The following is a 7,547-nucleotide window of genomic DNA, read 5'->3' as shown; positions in this document are numbered from 1 at the left end:
AGCGTGGCGGTTCATGCATTCAGAACTCATTGGTGCGCCATCGAACAAACCAACACCTTTGCCTGCAATTACATTGGCGCCGGGTCCTGCTGCTCCTGGCAGACGCGTTCGCGCAAGCTTCGACATCAAGGACTGGACCGCATCCCGGTGATGTGAAACGATTCCCGGGGTTCCATGCACGCACAGGAGTATTCAAAATGCGATTAAGCACCAAAGGCCGTTTGGCGGTGACTGCAATGATTGACATTGCATTGCGACAAGATTTCGGGCCGGTATCGCTGACCGACATCGCCTCGCGCCATCCCATTTCAATGTCATACCTTGAGCAGTTGTTCAGCAAATTGCGCCTGCAGGGCTTGGTCACCAGCATTCGCGGCCCCGGTGGCGGCTACGCACTGGGTCATCGAAGTGATGAAATCACCGTGGCAGACATCATCTTGGCCGTCGAGGATGCGCCACCCAAAGCCAAGCAGCACGACGCATCACTGGCGCAAGACCTGGCGAAAGAGCTGTGGGACGCGATGAACGCCAAAGTGCTTGACTTCACGCAGTCGGTCACCCTGAAGAGTCTGGCACTTCACCAGCTAGCCACGGGAGGCAAGATTGAACGAACGCCCGCGCAAGTGCGTGGGGTGTTCAAGGTTCCGGTTCAGCAAACCCTCCGGCCCGATGTGCCCAACTCGGTGTTTGAACTGGGTCAGACTCTGCAGATGCCCTCAGTCGTCCAGCCTCGCCGTGGCCGGGCCCTTGGGCGTTTTAATTAGGGGCCACGCTGGGTGCCGTTGCCGGCGCAGCGGGAGGCGCTGTCGCTGGTGCCACGGGGAAACCGGAGGATTAAGCAAAAGTCATTCATGAGCGAACGCCACCCCGAAGTCTTTCGCGGCCGGGGCAAGTTCAACCACCGCACCTCTTGTTCCCGAGGTCACTGCAATGCAGTCTCTGCAGACCTCGCTGGCACGCGGGCGTGTCGTCAGCGCGGCCAGACCTTCATCGGCATCGGCGTGGGCAACGGCGCAGGCGGCGGCGAGGGAAAGGGCACCTCGGATGGCGTCGGCATGGGCGTTGGCGGCATGGGGATGGGTGGCATCCGTTCTGGCGACGGAGCGGGGCTTGGCATTTCAATATTCATGGTGATGTTTTTCATCAGCCAATTTTTTGTCCAGGCAAGGCAGGCATCTGTGCGGTGGCGCACAACGGAACAAGCGCCAGGCTGGGTAATCTCAGTCTGCTGGCACTGTGTTGAGCAGCGCCATTGGCCAGCTGCCAGCATGGTTTCAAACCGAATTTCCCAGGAGACCACCATGCCCCACGCTTTCGGCTCCACGCTCACACCTTTCACCACGGCCACCGGCAAGGTGGGCCAGTGTTATTCGCTGCCAGCGCTGGCCGGAAAATTTCCCACCGTGAGCCGCCTGCCGGTGTCGATACGCATCGTGCTCGAAGCAGTGCTGCGTCACTGCGACGGCCGCAAGGTCACCGCTGAGCACGTGGCCCAGCTGGCCAATTGGCAGCCCAACGCGCCGCGCACCGACGAAATCCCGTTTGTCGTCTCGCGTGTGGTGCTGCAGGACTTCACCGGCGTGCCGCTGCTGGCTGACCTGGCGGCCATGCGCAGCACGGCGCAGCGCCTGGGGCTGGACCCGCGACGCATCGAGCCGCTGGTGCCGGTGGACCTGGTGGTGGACCACTCCATCATGGTTGACCACTATGGCAAAAAGGATTCGCTCGACCTCAACATGAAGCTCGAATTCCAGCGCAACCGCGAGCGCTACGAGTTCATGAAATGGGGCATGCAGGCCTTTGACACCTTTGGCGTGGTGCCGCCCGGCTTTGGCATCGTGCATCAGGTGAACCTGGAGTACCTGGCGCGCGGCGTGCATCAGGGCAAAGATGGCGTGTATTACCCCGACACGCTGGTGGGCACCGACAGCCACACCACCATGATCAACGGCATTGGTGTGGTGGGCTGGGGCGTGGGTGGCATCGAGGCCGAGGCCGCCATGCTGGGCCAGCCGGTGTACCTGCTGACACCCGACGTGGTGGGCTTTGAATTGACGGGCTGCCTGCGCGAAGGCGTGACCGCCACCGACCTGGTGCTGACCGTGACCGAGACCCTGCGCCAGCACAAGGTGGTGGGCAAGTTTGTCGAATTTTTTGGCGAAGGCACGCGCACCCTGTCCCTGCCCGACCGCGCAACCATCGCCAATATGGCGCCCGAATACGGCGCCACCATGGGCTTCTTTCCGGTGGACGAGAAGACGATTGACTACTTCAAGGGCACCGGCCGCACCCCCGACGATATCGACACCTTCGCGGCCTACTTCAAGGCGCAAGGCCTGTTTGGCGTGCCGCTGAGTGGCGAGATTGACTACTCCCAGGTGGTCAAGCTGAAGCTGGCGGATGTGACCACCAGCCTGGCCGGCCCCAAGCGGCCACAGGACCGCATTGAGCTGGGCCGGGTGGCGGCGCAATTTGCCGAACTGTTCAGCAGACCCAACGCCGAGAACGGCTTCAACCAGCCGGCCGACAGGCTCTTCACGCGCTTTCCCGTGGGCACGGCCGTGCCGGCCAGCGATGCACCGCCAGCGCCACCCGTGCCGCTGGGTGCCCCGCGCGAGGTCGCCGAGATGGCGCAGAACCGGCCCACGCTGGAGGCCAGCCAGGCCGCCGTGGTGCCTTTGGATGCCGTGCCCGGACACACCCCGCGTGGCATCACGGTGGGCAACGGCGACGTGCTGATTGCCGCCATCACCAGTTGCACCAACACCTCCAACCCGAGTGTGCTGCTGGCGGCCGGTCTGCTGGCCAAAAAGGCCGTGGCGGCCGGCCTGAAGGTGCAGCCGCACATCAAGACCTCGCTGGCGCCGGGCTCGCGCATCGTCACCGAATACCTCACCAAGACTGGCCTGCTGCCCTACCTGGAACAACTCGGCTTTGCGCTGGCCGGCTACGGCTGCACCACCTGCATCGGCAACGCCGGCGACCTGACGCCCGAACTCAATGCGCTGATTGCCGAGCATGACCTGGTGTGCGCGGCGGTGCTGTCGGGCAACCGCAACTTCGAGGCGCGCATTCACCCCAACCTGAAGGCCAACTTTCTGGCCAGCCCGCCGCTGGTCGTGGCCTATGCGATCGCCGGCACCGTGCTGCGCGACCTCAGCAGCCAGCCTGTGGGCCAGGGCACGGGTGGCAAGGATGTGTACCTGGCCGACATCTGGCCCACCAGCGACGAGATTCAGGCGCTGATGAGCTTTGCCATGAACGGCCAGGCGTACCGGGACAACTACGCGCGGATTGCCACCGAGCCCGGCCCGCTGTGGCAAGCCATCACCGGCGTGACCGGCACCAGCTACACCTGGCCCAAGAGCACCTACATTGCCGAACCGCCCTTCTTTGCCAACTTCTCCATGGAAATCGGTACTTCTCACGCCAGCACTGTGGGCGCTCGAGATCTGAAGAACGCCGGGCCGGTGCACGGCGCCCGCATCATGGCGTTGTTTGGCGACTCCATCACCACCGACCATATTTCTCCGGCGGGCAACATTGCAGCGAGTTCACCTGCCGGCCAGTGGCTGCTGGCGCACGGCGTGCGCCAAGCCGACTTCAACTCGTACGGCGCGCGGCGCGGCAACCATGACGTGATGGTGCGCGGCACCTTTGCCAATGTGCGCATCAAGAACCTGATGATTCCCCCGCAGCCCGATGGCTCGCGCACCGAAGGCGGATGGACGCTGTACCAGGGTGAAAAACTGTCCATTTTTGACGCTGCCGCCTGCCATATGGCCGCAGGCACGCCGACCGTGGTGTTCGCGGGTGAGGAATACGGCACCGGGTCGAGTCGCGACTGGGCCGCCAAAGGCACCCAACTGCTGGGCATCAAGGCGGTGGTGGCGCAAAGTTTCGAGCGCATCCACCGCAGCAATCTGGTGGGCATGGGTGTGTTGCCGTTGCAGTTCAAGGAAGGCGACAGTTGGCAACGCCTGGGGCTGACCGGCACCGAACGCATCGACATCCTGCCCGACGCCTACCTGCGCCCGCAAAGCGATGCGCAGCTGGTGATCACCCACGCCAATGGCGGCCGCACGCTGATGACGGTGCTGCTGCGCATCGACACCCCGATCGAGGTGGACTACTACCGCGCGGGCGGCATTCTGCCGTTTGTGCTGCGTCAGTTGCTGATGAACGACGCGGCTCAGGCAGGCAGGGTTTCCTTGTAAGCAAGGCCAAAGGCCTGCGCGCGTTCAGCGGGGGTTTGCCGGCGTGTCTTCCTCACGCTGAGCAATGCGCACAATTTCCCTGGGAATGTCTTCAGGCGACAGCACAAGGTCGACGCAGCCGGAGTCGATGGCACTCTCGGGCATGTCGGGCTGCGCGGCGGTGTCAGGCTTTTGTGCGATAGTGATGCCGCCCACCTCCTTGATGCCGCGCAGCGCGGCGGCGCCGTCGCCGTCATAACCCGACACGATCACAGCAATCAGTTTGCCGTCCCAGTACGTGGTGAGCGACTTCAAAAAAACCGTGATCACATCGGGCCAGCCGCGTGGCTTGGAGATCGGCTTCAGATGAAACACGCCGTCTTCCACATGCAAGTCACGGTTTGCCGGGATGATGAACACACGGTCAGGCGCTATCTCAAGGTTATCGGTGATCAGTTCAACAGGCATGGTCGTGTAGGGCGGCAGCACCTCGTGCAGCCGCGTAGGCATCAGTGTGATGTGGTTGACGATCACGATTGCCACCCCCATGTCGGCGGGCATGCTTTTCAGCAGCCGGATGTAGGCGTCAAGCCCGCCCGCCGAGCCACCCACGCAAACAATCGGGAAATTTTTCATCCCGTTTTTTTGCGGCATGGGCAAGCTTTCGCTGTGGGTAGAGGGGCTGTTCAACATGGCAAGGATGTGTCCAAGTGTGGTTTGGCTGCCCAGTCAAGGTTCCATTGCGTGACCCAGCCTGGCAAATCCTGCGCGGGCATGGGCCGGGCCAGGCAATAGCCTTGCGCCAACTCGCAGCCCAGCTGCAACAACAGGGTGCCTTGCGCCACTGTTTCAACACCTTCGGCCATCACCTCGCGCTTGAACGCACCCGCCAGGCCAATGATGCCTTTCAAAATCGCCAGATCATCCGGGTTGACGAGCACGTCACAGACAAAACTTTGGTCGATCTTGAGCAGATCCACCTGCAGGCGTTTCAGGTAGGCCAGCGACGAATAGCCTGTGCCGAAGTCGTCCAGCGCAAACGCCACCCCCATCTGGTGGCAGTCCTCGATCACCTGCGAGACGTAGGGAATGTCATTGAGCGCGATGGTTTCCAGAATTTCCAGCGTCAGATCAGTGGGTTTCACGCTGGGATGGCGCGCCAGCAGGGCGCGCAGGCGCAGTACAAAATTGGCTTGCTGCAACTGCTGCGCACCCACATTGACGCTCACTGGCACATGCAAACCCTGGGCTTGCCAGCTTTCCATCTGGCCCAGTGCGGTGTCGATCACCCATTCGCCGACGTCGATGGCCAGCGGATGGTATTCCACCACCGGCAAGAAAGTCAGCGGCAGCAACAGGCCCTTCTCGGGGTGCCGCCAGCGGATCAGCGCTTCGGCACCCACCACTTGGCCGCTGCGCAGGTTCACCTTGGGCTGGTAATGCAGCACAAATTCCTGCTCATCCAGGGCTTGCCGGATGCGTTGCAGGTCCTGGTGCCAACCGCGCAGGCTGGCGTCCTGCTCGACATCAAACTCCCGCCAGCGGCTTTTGCCCGCCTGCTTGGCCTGGTACATGGCCAAGTCAGCCTGGCGCATCAACTGGTCGCCCTCGACCTCTTGCGCCTGCGGGTAAAACGTCACACCCAGACTGGCTGACACTTGTAGCGTCTGGTCGTTGAAGGCCAGCGGCTCGGCGGCGCCAGCCAGCAGGCGCTCGAGCAGCGGTGCGCAGGCTTTGATGTTGCCCAGGTTGGGCAGCACCGCGACAAATTCGTCCCCGCCCATGCGGGCCAGGGTGTCGCCTTCACGCAGCACCTGTTTCATGTGGCCGGCCACGGACATCAGCATCTGGTCGCCCGCCTCGTGGCCAAACTGGTCGTTGACGTCCTTGAAGCCGTCCAGGTCGATATAGACCACGGCCAGCCCCTGGCCGGTGCGCCGCGCTTGCGCCATCGCCTGTACCAGGCGGTCGGCCGTGAGCAAGCGGTTGGGCAGGTTGGTCAGCGCATCAAAATGTGCCAGATGGTCGAGTTTGCTCTGCAGGGATTTCAGGGCGGTGATGTCGCTCAGCACCATGCGCAACTCGCACGCGCCCGCGGCCGTGGTGGACACGGTGGCCATCAAGTGCACCCACAGCGGGTGGCCATCCCGGTGTGTCAGGCGCACATCGCGCGACTGCGGCACGCCGGTTTCAAGCAGTTGTCCGCGCAGCAGGTAAAAGCGGTCCTGGTCTTCGTTGGCGACAAAGGCGTGCAACGGCTGCCTCACCAGGGCGCCGCGGGGTACGCCCAGCAACGTGGCAAGGGTCAGGTTGGCTTCCACCACCCAGCCACGGTCATCCAGCGTGACATAGCCCACGGGGGCCAGGTCGTACAGGTCAAAGTAGCGCTCCCGTGCGCCTTCCAGCGCCAGGTGTGACTCGCGCAACGCGTTGTTTTGCAGCTCCAGTTCGAGCTGGTGCAATTTCAGTTCGTGCACCAGGCGTTGATCCCCTTGGGGTACGGCTTGCGCGCCGGGGGCGATGGGTGGTTTGGGACTGCTCATGCGGGCCTCATGCGCCGGTCATGCTGCACGACAGGCATCCTGGCGCGCAGGGCCTGGATCAGGAAAAGTCGTTTCATGGCGGCAGTGTAGGCACGCTGCCAGCCAAACTGCGTACGCCAGCGCACTGATTGAGCAGTACAGTTCGGCGCACTTGCCTCGAATCACCGTCAGTTCGCCATCGCACAGACGGGGCCGGGTCAAGTCCTTAAGCTGCAAACGTGGTGAACAAGGAAGGACCGACCGGCTGCGTACCAACAGCCACCCCAGTGCCCTCTGCGCCACGTTTATTCACACTTCAAGGATTTCAAATGAAAAAAACAACGCTACTTTTGGCGCTTCTCGCAACCCTCGGCCTGGCTGCCTGCGACCGTGAAACCGTGGTGGTACCCACCCCCGTGGCGGTGCCCGGACCTGCCGGCGCGACTGGCGCCACGGGCGCCACGGGCGACACAGGCAGCACCGGCTACACGGGTGCCACGGGCGACACAGGCAGCACCGGCTACACGGGTGCCACGGGTGACACCGGCGCCACTGGCAAGACGGGCTCTGGCGACACCACCGTCATCGTGATGCCGCCCGCTTCCGCTGCCCAATAACACCACACTTTATCTTTCAAGGAGACACTTATGAGCTTAGGAACAATCCTGCTGATCGTCCTGATCCTGATGTTGATCGGGGCCATTCCAAGCTGGTCGCACAGCAAAAACTGGGGCTACGGACCCAGTGGCGGCATAGGCCTGGTGGTGATCATCATCATCGTCTTGCTGCTGATGGGTCGAATCTGACGCTTGCAACCCTTTATTCACGC

Annotated in this window: 6 protein-coding genes; 4 read left to right on the top strand and 2 right to left on the bottom strand. The window is 62.7% G+C overall.

Annotated features, from left to right (window positions below):
- A partial coding sequence (locus tag IBX54_RS10435) for an Rrf2 family transcriptional regulator (protein ID WP_367141830.1) occupies nt 1-764 on the top strand: 764 nt, incomplete at its 5' end.
- Between the two features lie 504 nt (nt 765-1,268).
- Nucleotides 1,269-4,217, top strand: a complete 2,949-nt coding sequence (locus tag IBX54_RS10430; RefSeq protein ID WP_296542592.1) for an aconitate hydratase — start codon at nt 1,269-1,271, stop codon at nt 4,215-4,217.
- Nucleotides 4,218-4,241: 24 nt separating this feature from the next.
- Here IBX54_RS10430 and IBX54_RS10425 read toward each other — a convergent pair whose 3' ends face one another.
- Together IBX54_RS10425 and IBX54_RS10420 are read right to left on the bottom strand one after the other, a co-directional pair.
- Nucleotides 4,242-4,832 carry a chemotaxis protein CheB gene (locus IBX54_RS10425; protein WP_296542591.1) on the bottom strand — a complete coding sequence of 197 codons (591 nt, stop codon included), beginning with the start codon at nt 4,830-4,832 and terminating at the stop codon, nt 4,242-4,244.
- Nucleotides 4,833-4,882: 50 nt separating this feature from the next.
- Nucleotides 4,883-6,739, bottom strand: a complete 1,857-nt coding sequence (locus IBX54_RS10420) for an EAL domain-containing protein (RefSeq protein ID WP_296542590.1) — start codon at nt 6,737-6,739, stop codon at nt 4,883-4,885.
- A 308-nt stretch (nt 6,740-7,047) separates the two neighbouring features.
- Between IBX54_RS10420 and IBX54_RS10415 the strand changes: the two genes are divergently transcribed.
- Complete coding sequence (locus tag IBX54_RS10415) at nt 7,048-7,335, top strand: hypothetical protein (RefSeq protein WP_296542589.1); 288 nt, start codon at nt 7,048-7,050, stop codon at nt 7,333-7,335.
- A gap of 30 nt (nt 7,336-7,365) precedes the next feature.
- Nucleotides 7,366-7,524: a DUF3309 family protein gene (locus tag IBX54_RS10410; protein ID WP_296542588.1), complete on the top strand. Its 159-nt coding sequence runs from the start codon at nt 7,366-7,368 to the stop codon at nt 7,522-7,524.
- The last annotated feature ends 23 nt before the right edge of the window (nt 7,525-7,547 follow it).

The organism is Rhodoferax sp. (genome assembly GCF_014859475.1).
In the GTDB taxonomy this organism is placed as follows: Bacteria; Pseudomonadota; Gammaproteobacteria; order Burkholderiales; family Burkholderiaceae_C; genus Rhodoferax.
The sequence above is the reverse complement of the archived record's forward strand: the minus strand, read 5'-3'. Positions and strand labels throughout refer to the sequence as shown.

What these genes read in the sequence shown, in the direction of transcription:
- IBX54_RS10410 (WP_296542588.1), top strand. Translation starts at nt 7,366, where the DNA reads ATGAGCTTAGGAACAATCCTGCTGATCGTCCTGATCCTGATGTTGATC.
- IBX54_RS10430 (WP_296542592.1), top strand. Translation starts at nt 1,269, where the DNA reads ATGGTTTCAAACCGAATTTCCCAGGAGACCACCATGCCCCACGCTTTC.
- IBX54_RS10415 (WP_296542589.1), top strand. Translation starts at nt 7,048, where the DNA reads ATGAAAAAAACAACGCTACTTTTGGCGCTTCTCGCAACCCTCGGCCTG.
- IBX54_RS10425 (WP_296542591.1), bottom strand. Translation starts at nt 4,832, where the DNA reads ATGAAAAATTTCCCGATTGTTTGCGTGGGTGGCTCGGCGGGCGGGCTT.
- IBX54_RS10420 (WP_296542590.1), bottom strand. Translation starts at nt 6,739, where the DNA reads ATGAGCAGTCCCAAACCACCCATCGCCCCCGGCGCGCAAGCCGTACCC.